General features: G+C 55.7%; 17 protein-coding genes. 7 read left to right on the top strand and 10 right to left on the bottom strand.

Annotated features, from left to right (window positions below; translation table 11 throughout):
- Positions 1-23 precede the first annotated feature (23 nt).
- The 6 genes from ACXAIA_RS13735 (at position 24) to alaS (ending at position 5,424) form a co-directional block, all read left to right on the top strand.
- Entirely contained in the window at positions 24-1,076 is a 1,053-nt protein-coding gene (locus ACXAIA_RS13735; RefSeq protein ID WP_475349825.1) for an alpha/beta hydrolase family protein, read from the top strand.
- 227 nt (positions 1,077-1,303) lie between these two features.
- Complete coding sequence (locus ACXAIA_RS13730) at positions 1,304-1,444, top strand: entericidin A/B family lipoprotein (protein ID WP_167723408.1); 141 nt, start codon at positions 1,304-1,306, stop codon at positions 1,442-1,444.
- 101 nt (positions 1,445-1,545) lie between these two features.
- Complete coding sequence (locus ACXAIA_RS13725) at positions 1,546-1,722, top strand: DUF1328 domain-containing protein (protein ID WP_167723410.1); 177 nt, start codon at positions 1,546-1,548, stop codon at positions 1,720-1,722.
- 212 nt (positions 1,723-1,934) lie between these two features.
- Positions 1,935-2,078, top strand: a complete 144-nt coding sequence (locus ACXAIA_RS13720; RefSeq protein ID WP_297024223.1) for an entericidin A/B family lipoprotein — start codon at positions 1,935-1,937, stop codon at positions 2,076-2,078.
- Positions 2,065-2,589, top strand: a complete 525-nt coding sequence (locus tag ACXAIA_RS13715; RefSeq protein ID WP_475349824.1) for a GNAT family N-acetyltransferase — start codon at positions 2,065-2,067, stop codon at positions 2,587-2,589. The genes ACXAIA_RS13720 and ACXAIA_RS13715 overlap by 14 nt, the downstream gene beginning before the upstream one ends.
- A gap of 180 nt (positions 2,590-2,769) precedes the next feature.
- Positions 2,770-5,424, top strand: coding sequence for an alanine--tRNA ligase (alaS, locus tag ACXAIA_RS13710; RefSeq protein ID WP_475349823.1), 2,655 nt, complete (start codon positions 2,770-2,772; stop codon positions 5,422-5,424).
- A 76-nt stretch (positions 5,425-5,500) separates the two neighbouring features.
- Here the strand turns inward: alaS and ACXAIA_RS13705 are convergent, their stop codons facing one another.
- The 9 genes from ACXAIA_RS13705 to ACXAIA_RS13665 form a co-directional block, all read right to left on the bottom strand.
- Positions 5,501-6,388 carry an AraC family transcriptional regulator gene (locus ACXAIA_RS13705; protein WP_475349822.1) on the bottom strand — a complete coding sequence of 296 codons (888 nt, stop codon included), beginning with the start codon at positions 6,386-6,388 and terminating at the stop codon, positions 5,501-5,503.
- Positions 6,389-6,475: 87 nt separating this feature from the next.
- A complete protein-coding gene (locus tag ACXAIA_RS13700; protein ID WP_475349821.1) occupies positions 6,476-7,840 on the bottom strand; it encodes a DUF2254 domain-containing protein in 1,365 nt (454 codons plus the stop codon).
- A gap of 189 nt (positions 7,841-8,029) precedes the next feature.
- A complete protein-coding gene (locus tag ACXAIA_RS13695; RefSeq protein WP_475349820.1) occupies positions 8,030-8,872 on the bottom strand; it encodes a tetratricopeptide repeat protein in 843 nt (280 codons plus the stop codon).
- A 205-nt stretch (positions 8,873-9,077) separates the two neighbouring features.
- Entirely contained in the window at positions 9,078-10,502 is a 1,425-nt protein-coding gene (locus ACXAIA_RS13690) for an aldehyde dehydrogenase family protein (RefSeq protein WP_475349819.1), read from the bottom strand.
- 78 nt (positions 10,503-10,580) lie between these two features.
- Positions 10,581-11,321 (bottom strand): MBL fold metallo-hydrolase, encoded by a 741-nt coding sequence (locus tag ACXAIA_RS13685; RefSeq protein ID WP_475349818.1) that lies wholly within the window; start codon positions 11,319-11,321, stop codon positions 10,581-10,583.
- Positions 11,318-12,430 (bottom strand): ABC transporter ATP-binding protein, encoded by a 1,113-nt coding sequence (locus ACXAIA_RS13680; RefSeq protein WP_475349817.1) that lies wholly within the window; start codon positions 12,428-12,430, stop codon positions 11,318-11,320. The genes ACXAIA_RS13685 and ACXAIA_RS13680 overlap by 4 nt, the downstream gene beginning before the upstream one ends.
- Positions 12,427-13,218: an ABC transporter permease gene (locus ACXAIA_RS13675; protein WP_475349816.1), complete on the bottom strand. Its 792-nt coding sequence runs from the start codon at positions 13,216-13,218 to the stop codon at positions 12,427-12,429. The genes ACXAIA_RS13680 and ACXAIA_RS13675 overlap by 4 nt, the downstream gene beginning before the upstream one ends.
- Positions 13,219-13,221: 3 nt before the next feature.
- Positions 13,222-14,085: an ABC transporter permease gene (locus ACXAIA_RS13670; RefSeq protein ID WP_475349815.1), complete on the bottom strand. Its 864-nt coding sequence runs from the start codon at positions 14,083-14,085 to the stop codon at positions 13,222-13,224.
- A gap of 153 nt (positions 14,086-14,238) precedes the next feature.
- Positions 14,239-15,327 (bottom strand): ABC transporter substrate-binding protein, encoded by a 1,089-nt coding sequence (locus tag ACXAIA_RS13665; RefSeq protein WP_475349814.1) that lies wholly within the window; start codon positions 15,325-15,327, stop codon positions 14,239-14,241.
- Between the two features lie 143 nt (positions 15,328-15,470).
- Between ACXAIA_RS13665 and ACXAIA_RS13660 the strand changes: the two genes are divergently transcribed.
- The gene (locus ACXAIA_RS13660; protein WP_475349813.1) at positions 15,471-16,094 is read left to right on the top strand and encodes a TetR/AcrR family transcriptional regulator; all 624 of its coding nucleotides are present in this window, start codon (positions 15,471-15,473) and stop codon (positions 16,092-16,094) included.
- A gap of 16 nt (positions 16,095-16,110) precedes the next feature.
- Here the strand turns inward: ACXAIA_RS13660 and ACXAIA_RS13655 are convergent, their stop codons facing one another.
- Positions 16,111-16,830, bottom strand: a complete 720-nt coding sequence (locus tag ACXAIA_RS13655) for a hypothetical protein (RefSeq protein WP_475349812.1) — start codon at positions 16,828-16,830, stop codon at positions 16,111-16,113.
- Between the last annotated feature and the right edge of the window lie 134 nt (positions 16,831-16,964).

The raw sequence follows: 16,964 nt of genomic DNA, 5'->3' as shown, positions 1-16,964 counted from the left end.
AACTTAGAACACGGATTGAAATCATGAAACACGTAACTTCTGCACTTGCGATTGCCTTTGGCCTTGTCCTTGGTCTGTCATCCAACCCGGTTCATGCGGGCAAGGACCTTGCCGGATATGATCGATTTGATGTTGATGCGGCCCATCGTTCGCGCCCGATTGCCGCATCAATCTGGTATCCCGCCGATACGGTTATCTATCGCGCCCCGGTCAATCAAAGCGCGCTTTGGAAAAGCACGAATGCCTATATCGGGGCGGCGGTGGAACCGGGCAAGCATCCGTTGATTTTGTTGTCACATGGATCGGGCGGGAATATGGATGCGATTGGTTGGCTTTCCTCCGAACTGGCCCTGCGTGGGGCGATGGTTCTTGCGGTCAACCATCCCGGCAGCACATCAGGCGATTCATCACCGCGCCGCCTGGCAGAGCTTGGTCAGCGCGCCAAGGACCTGCATGCCGCCCTTGATCAGCTTCTCTCACACCCGGAATTCGAACCCTATATCGATACCGACCGTATCTCTGCGGCGGGTTTTTCACTGGGCGGGGCGACGGTGCTTAACCTTGCGGGTTTGCGGTTTGATCGTGATGCCTATCGCGATTATTGCCAGCAGTTTGGCACGACGGTTCAGGATTGTGCCTTTTTGCAAAAGGGCGGCGTGCATCTTGATCACCTGCCCGCCGATTTTGAAGCCGGGTCGAAGGATACCCGCATTTTAAAGTTCATCGCGATTGAGCCCGGCATGACCTTTGCGGTGAATGACGCCAGCCTTGCTGATACCGATCCCGATTTGTTGTTTATCCGCCTGGGGCGTAAACATGGCTGGAAGGCGGCCGACGTCACGGAAACCGGAAGCAACCTTTTGGGTAAATTGGATGACCCATCCTATGCGGTCTTTGCCCCGGCCAATCATCTCACCTTCCTTGGCGAATGTAATCCGGGGGCGGCCGAGCTTTTGGCAGAAATGGATGATGATCCGATCTGTTCGGACCCCGAAGGCACCGACCGTGTCGTTATCCATCAACAGATCATTGAGGAAATCAGTCGCTATCTCGCGCTCGACCCAAAAGCGTGGTGAAGGGACCCCATAGCCCTGATAAAGATGCTGGGGATCGGGAAGGATCCCCCCCGCATCTGCACGTGCCCCAAAATGATCATGATTGGGAAAAGGCCCCGGAAAACTGCGCCTTTCCAAAGGGTTGTCTTGATAAAAATCGCACATTGAAAGGAATGTGGCGGAACAATTCCCGGTTGTCGTCGTTTAAAACCCTGTGAGCATCGACAAGAGCAAACAGGAGAAACATCATGTCGAACACGATGAAGAAACTTTTCGCGATCCTGATGATTTCGGGCATGGGTCTTGGCCTTGCTGCCTGTGAGACCGCCGAAGGCTTTGGCGAAGACGTCGAAGATGCCGGTGAAGCCATTCAGGACGAAGCTGATTGATAAGTTTGTCCTTACTTATGGCGCTGACAGACCATTTGGCTGCGCCTGAATAACTCGCGCCGATGGTGTGTCAGCGCACACCGAAAAAAGGAGATAATAACATGTTAGGTTGGGCTGTATTTTGTTTGATCCTGGCACTGATCGCTGCCGTTCTCGGCTTTGGCGGACTTGCCGGGGCGTTCGTTGGCTTTGCAAAGATCTTGTTCTTTGTCTTTATCGCGCTGTTTGTGATTTCCCTTGTGGTCAACGCATTCCGCGGCCGTCGTCCGCCCGTCTGATTAAGCCATCTGATCAAGCCATTCTAAAAATGGCGATACGAGCAAACATGTAAAAGAGGGACGCCATTTCGGCGTCCTTTTTTGCGTTCGGGCCCAAATAACGCGTCGCGATAACAGTTGCACGCGTGTCGTGGGCAGGCCAGAATATTGCGATAAACAACAAGATGGGCGCGACGCCCGTTATTTGGACTTGAATGGAGCATCTCGCAAAGATGGAAACGATCACAAAGCGTCTTCTCGCCGTTCTGATGGTTCTTGGTTTTGGTCTCGCCCTTGGTGCCTGCGAAACTGCCGAAGGCTTCGGACGTGATATGGAAAATCTTGGCAAGACGATTCAGGACAGTGCAAACGACTAGTCCGGGCACTTTTCACCTTCAAACAGACCGCCTTGCACTGTCTTTTGCCAGACAGGCCGACATCCCGGATCTTTATGCCTTCCTTGGTGATCGTGATGCGATGCGCTTCACCCATTGCGATGAAAGCTTTGCTGCGTGCCGCAAACGCGTTCTAGTCCATGAATGGTTCCGGCGCCGCGACGGATTTGCCCCCTGGGTTATACGACTGCGCGAAACCAATGACATTATCGGCTGGGGCGGGCTTTATAATGATCCGTTCGACCCCGGCTGGGGGCCAGAGCTTGGTTATTACCTCGCGCCAACGGCCTGGGGGCAGGGCTTTGGCCGGGAGCTCGCCAATGGGGCGCTTGAGTATGGCCGTGACAACACGTCGGTCAAGAGCCTGACGGCCTTTGCCCATCCTGAAAACGTCGCATCACGCAAACTGTTGCTGGGGCTTGGCTTCAAACGCGCTGGCTTTGTCGATGCGATGAACCGCGACCGATTCACATTTTCGCTTCGATCCGACTGAGTTTCGGGTGTGCAAAAGCCGTTTGAAAGCCATCTGATCGCCAATTTTTGGAAAACTTGCGGCAAATGCCCCGGACTCCTTTCGCCTGACTGGACAGGGCAGGGCCGAGCCGCTAAATAGGGCAGTCCGTTCGCCAGCATGGCGGGCGCAGTTTTTCCGCGTTTTCCGGGTTGGAGAGATATGCAGACCGTTAACGATATCCGCACCACGTTTCTGGAGTTCTTCCGCAAGAACGGCCACGAAGTCGTTTCCTCCAGCCCGCTGGTGCCGCGCAATGACCCTACCCTGATGTTCACCAATGCCGGGATGGTTCAGTTCAAGAACGTTTTCACCGGGCAGGAACACCGCGATTATTCGCGTGCCGCGACCTCGCAGAAATGCGTGCGCGCCGGGGGCAAGCATAACGACCTTGAAAATGTAGGTCATACCGCGCGCCATCACACCTTCTTTGAAATGCTCGGCAACTTCTCGTTTGGCGACTACTTCAAGGAAAACGCGATTGAATTCGCCTGGAACCTGATCACCAAGGAATACGGTCTTCCGGCCGACAAGCTTCTGGTCACGGTCTATCACACCGATGACGAGGCACATGGCCTGTGGAAGAAAATCGCCGGCCTGACCGATGATCGCATCATCCGGATCCCGACCTCGGATAACTTCTGGTCGATGGGCGATACCGGCCCGTGTGGTCCGTGTTCGGAAATCTTCTTTGACCATGGCGATCACATCTGGGGTGGTCCTCCGGGCAGCCCGGATGAAGACGGCGACCGTTTCATTGAAATCTGGAACCTCGTCTTCATGCAGTACGAGCAGATGGCAAATGGCGAACGTGTTGATCTGCCAAAACCATCCATCGATACCGGCATGGGTCTGGAACGTATTGCCGCTGTCCTGCAGGGCAAGCACGACAACTATGACATCGATTTGATGCGCGCGCTGATCGAAGCATCGGCCGACGCCACCAATACCGATCCGGATGGTCCGCATAATGTGTCGCACCGTGTGGTCGCCGACCATCTGCGTTCGACCAGCTTCCTGATTGCCGATGGTGTTCTGCCGTCCAATGCCGGTCGCGGTAACGTTCTGCGCCGTATCATGCGCCGTGCAATGCGCCATTTGCACATGATTGGAACCCAGGATCCGGTGATGTATGAACTGGTCCCGTCGCTTGTGCGCAAGATGGGCAATGCCTTCCCGGAACTGGTCCGTGCACAGGCCTTGATCGAAGAAACGCTGAAGCTCGAAGAGCAGGGCTTTAAAACCATGCTTGATCGCGGTCTCAAGATGCTTGATGACGCGACCGATGGCATGGACGAAGGCGCGATCCTTTCCGGCGACGTCGCGTTCAAACTTTATGACACCTATGGCTTCCCGCTTGATCTGACTGCTGATGCGCTCAAAGAACGTAAAATCGGCATCGATGAAGACGGTTTCACCTCTGCCATGGAAGAACAGAAAGCCAAGGCACGTGCCGCCTGGTCCGGTTCGGGCGAAGCGGCCACCGAGGAAGTCTGGTTTGACATCAATGACCGTGATGGCGCGACCGAATTCCTTGGCTACGAAACCGAAACGGCTGAGGGTGTGGTAACCGCCCTCATCAAGGACGGCGCCGAAGTCAAAACTGCATCCAAGGGTGACGAGGTTGCCCTGATTGCCAACCAGACGACCTTCTTTGGCGAGTCCGGTGGTCAGCAGGGCGATGCCGGTGTGATCAAAACCGAAAACGGTGCGATCATTGAAATCACCGACACCCAGAAAAAGCTGGGCGCGCTGCATGTCCATCTCGGCAAGGTGACCGAAGGTGAAGTCAAGGTTGGCGATGCTGCGGAATTCCGCGTCGATCATAGCCGCCGTTCATCCTTGCGTGCCAACCATTCGGCTACCCACCTGTTGCACGCGGTTCTGCGCAAGCATCTTGGCGACCACGTGACCCAGAAGGGCTCGCTGGTCGCAGCTGATCGTCTGCGTTTTGACATTTCGCACCCCAAAGCCGTCACGGCAGAGGAAGCCGCAGTGATCGAAGCGGATGTAAACAGCCTGATCCGCGAAAACAGCGAAGTCACCACCCGTCTGATGACCCCGGACGAGGCGATTGAGCTTGGCGCAATGGCGCTGTTTGGCGAGAAATACGGCGATGAAGTCCGCGTCGTTTCGATGGGCCAGCCGGTCGCCAACGAACATGCCTATTCGCTTGAACTTTGCGGCGGTACGCATGTCAAACGCACCGGTGATATCGGCATGTTCAAGATCGTTTCCGAAGGTGCTGTTTCAAGCGGTGTGCGTCGTATCGAGGCACTGACCGGTGCCGATGCTGCCAACTATGTGTCGGCCCGTGAAAACGTTCTGACCTCTGTTGCCGCAGACCTGAAATCCGTTCCCGAAGACGTCCCGGCCCGTGTCAAGGCACTGCAGGAAGAACGTCGTCGTCTGGAGCGCGAAGTTTCCGACCTGCGCAAGAAGCTGGCGACGGCTGGCTCCGGTGCAGCATCGGGCGGCGATGCGTTCAAGGAAGTCAACGGTGTGAAAATGGCGCTGCGTTCGCTTGAAGGCATTCCGGCCAAGGAACTCAAAGGCATGGTCGACGAGCTCCGCGAACAGATGGGCTCTGGCATTGTCGCGCTCGTCTCGGGCGACGGTGGCAAGGCCTCCATCGTTGTGGGTCTGACCGAAGACCTCAAAGACAAATACAGCGCCGTCGATCTTGTCCGCATCGGTGTTGAAAAACTCGGCGGCAAGGGTGGCGGTGGCCGTCCGGACATGGCGCAGGGTGGTGGTTCCGACCCGTCCCAAGCCGACGCCGCACTGGCCGCGATCGAGGCACATATCGCAGGCTAAGCGATATCGACACAAAAGTATGATGAATAGAAAGGGCCCCGATCGGGGCCCTTTTGTTTTGTCTGAGGATTACTGATCACGCTAGTGGTAGCAGGATATCCGTAATCGCCTCATGCTCCGCGACATCGGGATAAAACGCGATCCGCTGGAAGAGCAGCGGGAAGTCGCCCGGCGTTTCCCCGCTTTGCGGCAGCCAGTCGCGATAAAGCGCAAGCGCGCTGTCACCCAATGTCTGGTCGCTGCCGATATGGCGTAGTTTGGCATAGCGACCAGATGGCAGGGTTTGGGAATAGAGCCCTTTTTGTGTGTCTTCCTGTGACAATTCCTGATCAGTGGCGACGGCAAGGCCCATTCGGAATGCCTCGGCTGGGGTGTCTTCAGGATTGCACCAGACGATATTGAAGGTCGCGTGTTTTGACGGATGCAGATGGTGGATCTTGCGCCAGGCAATGAAGCGCTGAATGGTTTCGCCGATCCGGGCGGGCGACCCGATATGATCCAAGCAGGCGGTTCGGGTTTCCGGGAAATCGATGATGGTGACGGTTTCTGATGCCGTGGTGGTCATGGTGACCCTCCGAACCTGTTGGAGTTTTCCATAGGGGACTTGCCAGGTGTCCCAATCGGGATTGCTGCGAAAGTCTGACGGGCTTTGATCATGGAGCTTGCGAAAGGCGCGTGAAAAGGATTCTGCGTTTTCGAAACCGGCGTCAAAGGCGATATCCGTGATCGAAGTACTTTTACGAAACAACAGGCTGTGCGCAGCACGACGCATGCGGACCAGCCGGACATATTTTGTGGCCGTAATGTCGAACAGGGCGGCGAACTGGCGATGGAAGTGAAATGGGGAGTAGGCCGCAACCCCGGCCAGTTCCGCCAAATCCAAATAGCGATCCGCATTGTCATCGATGTGGACGATGACGCGGGCAAACCGGTTTTGTAATTGAACTTGCGGGCGCTCAGACATCGGGATCGCTTTTCAACGGCGTTGTTACTCACTTGATGGCATCAGTCTGCCCCGAATTGAAAAGGAATGCCTGACCATTCTTGCGTTTCAGGCGTCTTTTTCGCCACCCCGGTCTTTCGCCGGTTCCTGATGATGCAAGACCCGCGTTGCGGCCCGCAGCACAGCCTTGCGGTCGTTTTCTTCGGGCATGTTGCGCTCGGCCGCACTGGCGATCATGCGGGCATGGGTGCGCAGGGTGTCGCGCTGCTGATCGCTGTGGGCGAGCCGCATCAGGCTTTCGAGAACTTCGGCCATCGGCAGCAGGACATCGGGTTTTCTGTTTGCTGACTGCCGGATCTGATCATAAGCAGCGCCGAGCATGCCGTCGAAATCGGACAGCAGGGCTTTGAGACGGACCTCGTCGCGATCATCAATCCAGAGGCCGACCGGATAGCGGAACTGCATGGCATGGGGCAGGGCGCGGCCAAGGCGATAAACCGCTGCAATGGCGGTAAACGGATCATTGATGCCCGGCGACAGGGCACGCAGGGCGACCTCGACCAATTGGCGCAGGGCAAATTCGACATCAAGCATCGCGGTCCGGTGCGTGCCAATCATGATGGCGTCCAATATGTCGGCGTGGCATCGGTCGATATTCTTGTCTGATGGGGCGTCTTGTGCCGGATCAATCTGCCCGACGATATCGCCTGCCAGCACATGTTGCCCGGCCCGGATGACCAGCGAGATGCGCGTGTCGGTTTCCTTGGCGATCTCGCAGATTTTTTCATAATCAATGCCCTGCACATAGCCCGAGGATGCGATGCAGATGGCTTGATCGCGTGCGATATCCTGCGGATCGGGCAGGGAGGCGTCGGCCTTTTCAGCCGCCTTGATTGGCTCTGAAAGGGTGGAGCAGGCCGATTGAATGGTTTCTTCAAGGTTCTTGCCGACACGCTGAATGACTTCATCGGCAACGATGGATCGGCCGAGATGATGGACAAACAGGATCAGGACAAAAACACTGATGACAAACAGTGCGATCCCGACCGTCGCGGCAAAATGCGGCACCGGGGCACCATCAGGATTGCTTCCCGTCAGCACGAGGGAGGTAATGAGAAACAGGATGCTGCCAACAAAAATGCCAAGCGCATTCTGGGTTTTGCTATCGCCCATAAAGTTACGGATCATACGCGGGCCCAGCGACCCGGCGGCAAGGGTCAGCACCACCATCGTGATCGACAGGGCAAAGGTCGTCATGGTGACGATGGTGGCCAACAAGGTTTCAAGCAGGCTGCGCACCGTGTCGATTTCGCCAAAGCCCGGTAACAGCTCAGGCAATATGTCGCGCAACCAGTCCTGTGGCAGCGCCATGACGCCAACCGCCATCGCCGCCCCGCCAATCGCAAACAGCAACGGCGACACCCACAAACTATAGGCCAGAAATTCCCAGACGCGGATCAGGCGTTGAACCATGATGCAAGGATCCCTTTTTGAACCAAAGGCAGATCAGACAGTGTCACGTGATCCGGATCAGGGAAAACGCAAACGACATCATATGATTAAACGCCGGTTATGGCATGCAGTTCCCGCACGCGCTTTTTCCCGGCGGGAATACTGATCGAAGGTGGTTGGAAAAGCGCGCTGAAAGGCACGCCTTTCAGATCAAATATCGATGTCTTCAACGGCGGCCATGCTGATAAGCGTGTTGGCCTCGGGCGTGCCCTTGCGGGCATTGTCGGGCAGCTTTGCCAGTTGATCGGCAGCCTTGCGGATTTCATCAAGATCATCGATCCCGTCGCAGACCTCCATCACCCGGTTCCAGATCGCATCATGATCCATGCCGCCCATGACAGTCAGGGCAATGGCGCGGTTCAATGTTGCCTGCGGATGATCGGCATCTTGCGACAGGATTTGTTCAAACGCTTCAAAGGCTGCGATCAGATGACCTTCGCGCAGATTGATGACGCCAAGGTCATTCGATGCGCTGAGCGACGCTGGATTGATGCGCAGCAGCTGCTCGACCGCGCGGCGTTCGCTTTCGAAATCCTCGTTGGCGCGATGGCATTTGGCGATCAGGCGATGAATGGTTTCCGAGCCGGGGCTGTGATGGCCGGCGGACTGCAGCGCTGATAGGGCCGCGTCATAGCGTTCAAGCGCGATCAATGCCTGCCCGCGCAAGGTCAGCAATTCCGGGTCGGTCGGTTTGCCGCGCAAAACGATATCGACATGGTTCAAGGCGCCACGTGCATCGCCATTTTGCAGCAGAGCGCGTGCAATGTGATGCAGGCAGTCTTCATGACCCCCATCAGATTGCAGCACCGTGCGGTACTCGCCGATTGCTTCGATGATCGAACCTTTTTCATGAAGGGCACGCGCCAGGCCAAAGCGGGCCGCAAGATTGTCCATGTCTTCGCCAAGGGCCTGACGCAGCATATTAATTGCAGCGTCAAACTGTTGCCGTTTCAAGGCCGCAAGCCCCATATCAGAAAAGGACATTGCATTCATAGGTGGTCTCCCAATCCAATCACAACCCGTTGTCCGGGTTGCTGAACTTATCGATTAACGATGGGATTATAGTCCCCAAACCGATCATTACCAGCCCTATGTCATAACGAATTCATGACGCTGATCCGATCACGGTTATGAGGGTTAAAAACAAAAGGCCCCGGAACATATGCCGGGGCCTTTGCGTGATTATGATGCCAATGCCTTAAAGCTTATGGATCATCTTGATTTCCATGAAGTCTTCAAGGCCGAACAGGCCGCCTTCGCGTCCATTGCCCGATTGTTTGTAGCCGCCGAACGGGCTGCCTGCCATCGGGGAGGAGCCATTGAGCAACACCATGCCGGCACGCAGTTTGCGCGCGACCCGGTCGGCCTTTTCGGCGTCCGGGGTCTGGACATAGGCGGCAAGACCATAGGGCGTGTCATTGGCGATCTCGATGGCTTCCTCTTCGGTGTCGAACGGGATCATCGAGACGACCGGACCAAAGATTTCCTCGCGTGCGATGCGCATCGTGTTGTTCACATCCGAGAAGATCGTCGGCTTGGTGAAGTAGCCTTCATTGGTGTCATCGGGCTTGCCCGCGCCGCCAACAAGAAGGGTCGCACCTTCATCAATGCCGGCCTGGATCAGGGTTTGCACGCGGTCAAACTGGATGTGGCTGACCAGCGGGCCGATGTGATCGCCTTCCTTGGTCGGATCGCCGACCGATGCTTCTTCGCCCACGCGCTTGGCGACCTTGACCGCCTCGTCATAGATCGAACGTTGCACAAGCATGCGGGTCGGGGCATCACAGGTCTGGCCGGAGTTGTTGAAGACGGCATTCACACCCCAGGCGATGCGGTCTTCGACATCGACATCGTCAAACACGATGTTGGGCGACTTTCCGCCAAGCTCAAGCGTGACGCGCTTGATGTTTTCCGAGGCATCCTTGGTAATCGCCTTGCCCGCCCGGGTCGATCCGGTAAAGGACATCATGGTGATGTCGGGATGACGTGACAGGGTCGCACCGGCAACCGGGCCAGCCCCCTGAACCATGTTGAATGCACCGGCCGGGAAGCCGGCCTCATGGATCATTTCGGCATAGAGCATGGCATTAAGCGGCGTGAATTCAGACGGCTTGAGCACGCAGGTGCAGCCAACGGCAAGGGCCGGGACGACCTTGAGCACGATCTGGTTGATCGGCCAGTTCCACGGCGTGATCAGGCCACAAACCCCGATCGGTTCGCGCAAAAGATGCTCCCCGTTGTAAAGGGTTTCCTCGGTCTTGAGCTTTTTCAGCGCAACGATGAAATCTTCGAGATGGGTTGTGCCTGCTGCTGCCTGCTGTTCGTGCGACATGCTGGTCGGCGCGCCAAGTTCCCTGGTGATGGTATCGGCGACTTCGCCGTAGCGGCGCTTATAGATCGCAAGCAGGTTTTCAAGCCAGCCAAGGCGTTGTTCGACCGTGGTCTGGCTATAGCTTTCAAAGGCGCGCTTGGCCGCGGCGACCGCAAGGTCGACATCTTCTTCGCTGGCGAGCGTGATTTTGGTGATGACTTCTTCGGTGGCTGGATTGATCACGTCCATCTTTTCCGATGAAATCGGATCAACCCACTTGCCGTTGATGTGAAATTTGCCTGCGTTATCCATTGGAAGCCTTCCTGATCGTTTTGTTGTGTCAGTGCCTGGTATTGATGCCCGGCATGGTTGACGTTCGGGGCGCGGTTTTCAGGTTCGTTTCCTCAGCCAGCTTTTTATGATGTCGCGATGGCGTTCGCCGCCGTAGCTGGCAAAATGCCCACCATGCACCACCCGGACCGGCAAATCATAAAGCCGTTCCATTGATCGCACATAGTCAGCTGCATTTGCATGATAAGTGTCTTCGATCAAAGGTCCATCATAAACAATGTCCCCTGAAAACAGGATGCCGGTTGCCTTTTCCCAAAGCGCAATGCCACCCGGCGAATGGCCCGGTGTGTGAATGACCTCGAAATGGCGGTCGCCAAGATCAATGACGTCGCCGTCTTCAACAATGCGGGTGGCCGGTGCCGCCTTCACGGCATAGGTGGTCGAAGAATAGGGCAGCGGCGGGAGTTTGGTGAAAATCTCGTCGGTGACATAGGGATCGGCCAGCGTGTTTTTGCGCGTCGGTGCGGCCAAAAGGTCGGCCTCGCAGCGATGACACACCCGGTTTTCAAATTCGTGGTGGCAGCCGATATGATCAAAATGGGTGTGGCTGGCAACTGCCTGAACAGAGCGTTCGGTGACAAGCGGCACCCATTCGGTCAGCGATACAACCCCCATGCCGCTATCAACCAGCATGTCGCCATCGCGTCCGCGCACATGCCAGATGTTGCAGCGGTAAAATTCCTCGATAAACGGTTCCCCGATATAGGTTACGTCATCGCCAACGGTTTTCAGGCTGTACCAGTCTTCGGGGTTGGCGCGGTCCATATTCGTCTGGCTCATGACGCGGCACTTTCTTGTATCGGGTGGGGCGGATGGCCGGGCAGCAGCACGACCGACGTCGGGTCAAGGGTCAGTTCGACCCACGCACCGGGCTCAATGATCGCTGATTGCGGCATGTGGGCGGTGATCGTCATGTTGGGGCAATCAACCGGGGTTAAATGTGCGCGATGATGGGTACCAAAGAACGAACCGTCTTCAACCTTGGCCTTACCGAGTGTGACGCGCGGTCCGGTCCCGGTGCTGGCCCGGAAATGTTCCGGGCGAATGGCAAGGGTGACCGGTGCCTCGGGGGTAAATCCTGTGCACTCAAACTCGGGCAGTTCAACCGTGCCAAGCGGGGTCTTGACGGAAATGGTGCTATCGGTTGCGCTTTCAAAGGTGCCGGGGATGAAATTGACTTCACCCATGAAACTTGCCGAAAACAGCGTTTTGGGTTGCATGTAAATGGTTTCGGGGCTTCCGACATCTTCGATCCTGCCGGCATTCATCACCACAATCCGATCAGCAATCGCCATGGCTTCTTCCTGATCGTGGGTGACATGCACGAACGTGGTGCCAACCCGCTTCTGAATGGCTTTGAGCTCATCCTGCATTTGACGGCGCAGTTTGAGATCAAGTGCGCCGAGTGGCTCATCGAGCAACAGAACATCGGGTTCGACGGCAAGTGCTCGGGCAAGGGCAACACGCTGGCGCTGTCCGCCGGAAAGTTCGTGGGGTTTCTTGTTGGCTGATGCCTTGAGCCCGACCATATCAAGCAATTCTTCGGCCTTGGCATGGCGTTCGGCCTTGCCGACCTTGCGCATCTTAAGCCCGAAGGCGACATTGTCACGCAGGCTCATATGCGGAAACAGGGCGTAGTCCTGAAACATCGTGGTGGTCGGACGTTTGGCGGGCGCAACATCACCCATATCCGTGCCATCAATTTCAATCGTGCCGCTGGTCGGGGACAGGAAGCCGCCCAGAAGCGATAACAAGGTGGTTTTGCCACAGCCCGACGGGCCCAGAAGGACAATGAATTCGCCAGCCGCGATTTCAAGGCTGACATCATCAAGGGCGGTAAAATCGCCAAAGGTCTTGGTGGCGTTGCGAATGGAGACAGGGGCGGTCATTTCTTTGCCGTCCTTCTAAAGACAATCAATTCAAGAATAAGCAGCAGCGCAACCGATACAAGGAAGACGACGCTTCCGACCGCGTTGGTTTTCGGGTTCAGGCCCGAACGCAGCATGCTCCAGATTTCAACCGGCAGGGTGACGTCAAAGCGCGACAGCAAAAATGCGATGATGAATTCATCCCAGCTAAACGTCACCGACAGGAAAAAGGCCGCCAGGATCGATGGCATCAACATTGGGGCGGAGACCTGCGTCATGACCTGCCATTCGGCGGCACCCAGATCGCGGGCCGCGCGTTCGATGTTTTTCTGATGATCCCCCATCGAGGCATAAATAATCGCAAAACAAAGCGGCAGATTGATCACCACATGCCCAATCCCGACCGTCCAGAGCGACAGCGACACACCAACCCAGTTAAAGGTGGTGAGCAGGCCCAAGGCGATGATCAGGTAACTGACCGTCATCGGCGCAATCAGAAGGCCGCGTTGGATGCGCGATGCCGGAAGGACAAAGCGCGCCAACCCATAGGCAGCACAGAAACCAAGCACGCAGGCAATCGTGGCGGAGCCAAGCGCAACCATCAGCGAATTGCCAAGGGCTGACATCAGGCGGCTGTCAGAAAATACCTCGCCATACCATTTAAGGGTCGCGCCATTAAACGGTGGCACCGGCAGGCGGCCATCCTGAAAGGAAAACAGCACCAGGACCGCGACAGGCAAGAAGATAAAGCCATAAAGTGCCGCCAGATAGGACCAGGACAGCAGTTTGGAAAAGCGTGAAGAGATCATGATTTATGTCCTCTCCATCTTGAGCCAGCGGGCACAGGCAATATAGGCCATCGTGACAACCACCATCAGAATGATCGAAAGGGTGGCGGCCATCGGGAAATCGGCCCGTCGGCCCAGTTGCAACATGATGACCTGTGGCAGGGCGAGCTCATTATTGCCGCCCAGGATCTGCGGGGTGATGTAATCGCCAATGCACAGCACAAAGGTCAGGAACGCACCGACCATTATCCCGGGCAATGTTAGCGGTAACACAACATGCCAGAACACCTGAAAGCCGTTGGCCCCAAGGTCGGCGGCGGCGCGGCGATAGTTGGGCGGCATTTGCACCAGATTGGCATAGATCGTCAGGGTCAAAAGCATGACAAAGAAATGCACGAAGCCGATGACGGTCGCACTGCGCGTGCTGGCCAGTTCAAGCGGCTCGGAAATCAGGCCAAGATACATCAGGGTATTGTTGATCACCCCGTTCTGCGCCAGTACCAGAAGCCAGGAGTAGGAGCGCACCACATAGCTTGTCCAGAAGGGCAGGATCGCCATGATCAGCGCCATACGCTGCCATTTCTGGGGTACGCGTTCGGCAATGATCCAGGCCAGCGGATAGGCCAGGATCACCGAAATCAGGGTGACGGTAAAAGTGATCTCAAGCGAAACAAAAAGCCCCTTAAGCAGATGGGCCTTTTCAAAGAATTCGATGTAATTGTCGAAATTCCACGCCATGACGATTTCGCGCCCCTTGCGGGTCGCAAGGCTGATCGCGGCCATGACGATAAAGGGAATAACAAAAAACGCGACAGTCCACAGCAGGGCCGGGGTCACAAAGCCCCATGCGCGGCGATTTTCGCGTGTTTCAAGGCTGGCAGTGGCCATAACGGTATCCTTTTCGCAAACCAACCCGGTGGCGTTGGTTGCTGGTAACTCGCTTGGGAAATTGGGCGCCGTTTGGCTGATTCTAACTCAAGTTGGAACCGATGCCCCGCAAAAATGCGGGACATCGGTAGGTGGCAGTAGACAAGGGATTGCTTACTGCTGGAGCATTTCGACCCACGCATCCTGCATCTCGGCATCGAGATCAGCATCCGGGACCGGGTAAAGCTGTGCGTTTTTCAGATAACCCGACTGATCATCCCAGCGCAGTGCGGCTTTCTGGGCATCGGTCAGGTTCTCACCTGCCTTGGCGTTGGCCGGCATCCCCCAATAGCACGAAGAGGTCGCAAGGCGAGCCTGGCCTTCGGGGCTGAGGATATACTGAACGAATTTCAGGGCCAGATCAGGCTTTTCAGAGTCTTTCATGACCCCGATCGACTGCGCCCAAAGAAGACCGCCCTGCTCGGGGATCACCCAGTCAAGGTTCGGTTTGTCTTCGGAAAGCACGGCCGTGATCCATTCACCGCCGCCGACAAGGATATCGACTTCGCCGGTTGCAAGTGCGGTCTGGGATGAGACAACCTCACCCACCTGCTTGGAGACCTTTTTCATCGCGAACAGCTTTTCCTTGATCGCGTCCATATCACCCGCATCAAGATCCGCCGTATCAATGCCAAGGCCAAGACCGACAAGGCCGATTACCGGCAGGTAATAGTCATAGATGGCGATGCGTCCGGCATATTTGTCCGACCAGATGATCGACATGTCTTCCATGTCCTTGGGATCAACCTTGGTTTTGTCGAACGAAATGGTGTTGTAGCCGAACTTCTCGGTAACGGCATAGGTCTTGCCATCGACAACATTGTTGTCCGCCATCAGAACTTCGGGGAAAATGTCGGATGTCGGCAGGGCATCTGCGGGAATTTCACCCAGAACACCCATTTCAACCACGCGCGGCACATCAACGCCATCGACGACAAATACATCCCAGTCGCCCGGACGGGATTGTTCGATGATCGAAAGGCCCGCACCGGTGCCTTCATATTCCTTGAGATTGACTTTGACGTCGTATTTTTCTTCGAACGGCTCAACCAGGGCCGGATCGGAATGGTCGCACCAGACAAGCGCATTGAGCTCTTCGGTGGCATGGGCGCTCTGCGCCATGGCAACCGCGCCCAGAATAAAGGTTGCAGCGCCGCTAAGAAACTTGTTGCGGGTCTTCCCCGTAGAGACGTGACGAGACATAGGCTCTCCCTGATTTCATAATTGAGGCCTCCCTTGTATTGGGTTCTTCGGTGCTCATTTCGGCACCGTTGAAAAAATATTGAACGTGTTCATTTTTTGAGTCAATGTAAATTTTGAACCCGTTCAGTTTTTCCGGAGTGACGATGTCAGGACTGCGCGCCCAAAAGAAAGCCGACAAAAACCGCCGCATTCTCGAGGCGGCGACGACGCTGTTTCGCAAGGTCGGATATGACAGTGCGCGCATCGAAGACATTGCCGAAATGGCCGGTGTCTCGGTCGGGACGTTTTATAACTACTTCAAAAACAAGGGCGATATGCTGATGGCTACGGTCTCGATGGAGGTCGAGGAAGTCCTTGCCGCAGGGGATGCCATCATCGCGCGCGACCATGAAGAAGTCGCACCGGCCTTATCAGAACTGATCGGGAAATATTACGATCACTCTTTGACATATCTGTCCAAGGAGATGTGGCGCACCGCGATGTCGCTGTCGATTGCGCAGCCCGAAACACCGTTTTCAAAACGCTACACCGCCCTTGATCATCGCTTGTCCAAACAGGTTTGCGATCTGATTCGCGCGCTTCAGAAACGTGGTGTCGTGCGACGCGAGGTCGACTGTGATGCAGTTGGCGAACTTCTGTTTAACAACGTCAATATGATGTTCATCGAATTCGTCAAGGACGAGGAGATGGATGTGGATGGCTTGAAAGCCGAAGTCGCCCGGCAAAACGCCCCAGTGGCGCGATTGATGTCGATCGATGGCACCTGAGCGGTAGCTTTTTTTGTCAGTCCAGAAAGGATTCCTCGATCCGGTCTGCATTCGCTGATGCCCAACGGACAACAGCATCAACGTTTTCTTCCTTGTCTTTCGGGAAGAATTTTCGCGTCAGCTGAATATCCTCGCCCGACGCAAAGCCCGGCAACATCCTCTCTGCTCTTTCCCGGTAGTCAAACCCATATTCGACATAAATGTATTTGTTCCGGCGGGTAATGCGGAAAGCCGCACTCAGCATGTCGTAGGGGCGGTCCGCATTCATGGACCGCGCATTCGTCATTGCAACTTTTACGTAGTCCGCAAAGTTATCAAAAGAGCTGATGGTCTTCTTTTTGACGCCAAAACAACTTTGGCGGCCGAGATGAACATTGGCATTTGTGTGATGGTAAAGCAGGTTGGGTTGCGGATCGCAAAATGAAGACGAATAAAACGCGTAGCCCAGACCGACATCCAGTGGTGTTGACAGTGTCACCAGTCCGCGCAGGAAACCGTCGCTGTCTATACGTCCAAGGGCAAGAGAACCGAAGGTGTGATAGGTATTGTTTTGTCCTGTGTCGGTTGCGAGCACTGTCCACTCACCCTCAGGCAATATGACGTCACCTTGCGGAAGTTCGACCTTATCACGGAACACTTTCCCAACTGGGAATTGGCTTTGAAACTGATTGCCTGATGTTGCGACACAACCAATCAGAAGAAACAGCGCGCTGACACTCAGGAAAACTTTGCTCATAACTGCCCCTTGTATATTTTGAAAATACAATAGGGAATTGATTCTAAATGAATACTGTCCAAACGGGCAGGGGGTGTATCAGATGCTCATTGGCGTGAGGACCGTCACAGGCACGGCCTTGTCTCCATGATAAC

The sequence above is a fragment of the Thalassospira sp. ABL2_045 genome (assembly GCF_056161285.1).
The sequence above is the reverse complement of the archived record's forward strand: the minus strand, read 5'-3'. Positions and strand labels throughout refer to the sequence as shown.

Coding starts and splice junctions, on each gene's coding strand:
- ACXAIA_RS13735 (WP_475349825.1), top strand. CDS start 24: ATGAAACACGTAACTTCTGCACTTGCGATTGCCTTTGGCCTTGTCCTT.
- ACXAIA_RS13730 (WP_167723408.1), top strand. CDS start 1,304: ATGTCGAACACGATGAAGAAACTTTTCGCGATCCTGATGATTTCGGGC.
- ACXAIA_RS13725 (WP_167723410.1), top strand. CDS start 1,546: ATGTTAGGTTGGGCTGTATTTTGTTTGATCCTGGCACTGATCGCTGCC.
- ACXAIA_RS13720 (WP_297024223.1), top strand. CDS start 1,935: ATGGAAACGATCACAAAGCGTCTTCTCGCCGTTCTGATGGTTCTTGGT.
- alaS (WP_475349823.1), top strand. CDS start 2,770: ATGCAGACCGTTAACGATATCCGCACCACGTTTCTGGAGTTCTTCCGC.
- ACXAIA_RS13705 (WP_475349822.1), bottom strand. CDS start 6,388: ATGTCTGAGCGCCCGCAAGTTCAATTACAAAACCGGTTTGCCCGCGTC.
- ACXAIA_RS13700 (WP_475349821.1), bottom strand. CDS start 7,840: ATGGTTCAACGCCTGATCCGCGTCTGGGAATTTCTGGCCTATAGTTTG.
- ACXAIA_RS13695 (WP_475349820.1), bottom strand. CDS start 8,872: ATGAATGCAATGTCCTTTTCTGATATGGGGCTTGCGGCCTTGAAACGG.
- ACXAIA_RS13690 (WP_475349819.1), bottom strand. CDS start 10,502: ATGGATAACGCAGGCAAATTTCACATCAACGGCAAGTGGGTTGATCCG.
- ACXAIA_RS13685 (WP_475349818.1), bottom strand. CDS start 11,321: ATGAGCCAGACGAATATGGACCGCGCCAACCCCGAAGACTGGTACAGC.
- ACXAIA_RS13680 (WP_475349817.1), bottom strand. CDS start 12,430: ATGACCGCCCCTGTCTCCATTCGCAACGCCACCAAGACCTTTGGCGAT.
- ACXAIA_RS13675 (WP_475349816.1), bottom strand. CDS start 13,218: ATGATCTCTTCACGCTTTTCCAAACTGCTGTCCTGGTCCTATCTGGCG.
- ACXAIA_RS13670 (WP_475349815.1), bottom strand. CDS start 14,085: ATGGCCACTGCCAGCCTTGAAACACGCGAAAATCGCCGCGCATGGGGC.
- ACXAIA_RS13665 (WP_475349814.1), bottom strand. CDS start 15,327: ATGTCTCGTCACGTCTCTACGGGGAAGACCCGCAACAAGTTTCTTAGC.
- ACXAIA_RS13660 (WP_475349813.1), top strand. CDS start 15,471: ATGTCAGGACTGCGCGCCCAAAAGAAAGCCGACAAAAACCGCCGCATT.
- ACXAIA_RS13655 (WP_475349812.1), bottom strand. CDS start 16,830: ATGAGCAAAGTTTTCCTGAGTGTCAGCGCGCTGTTTCTTCTGATTGGT.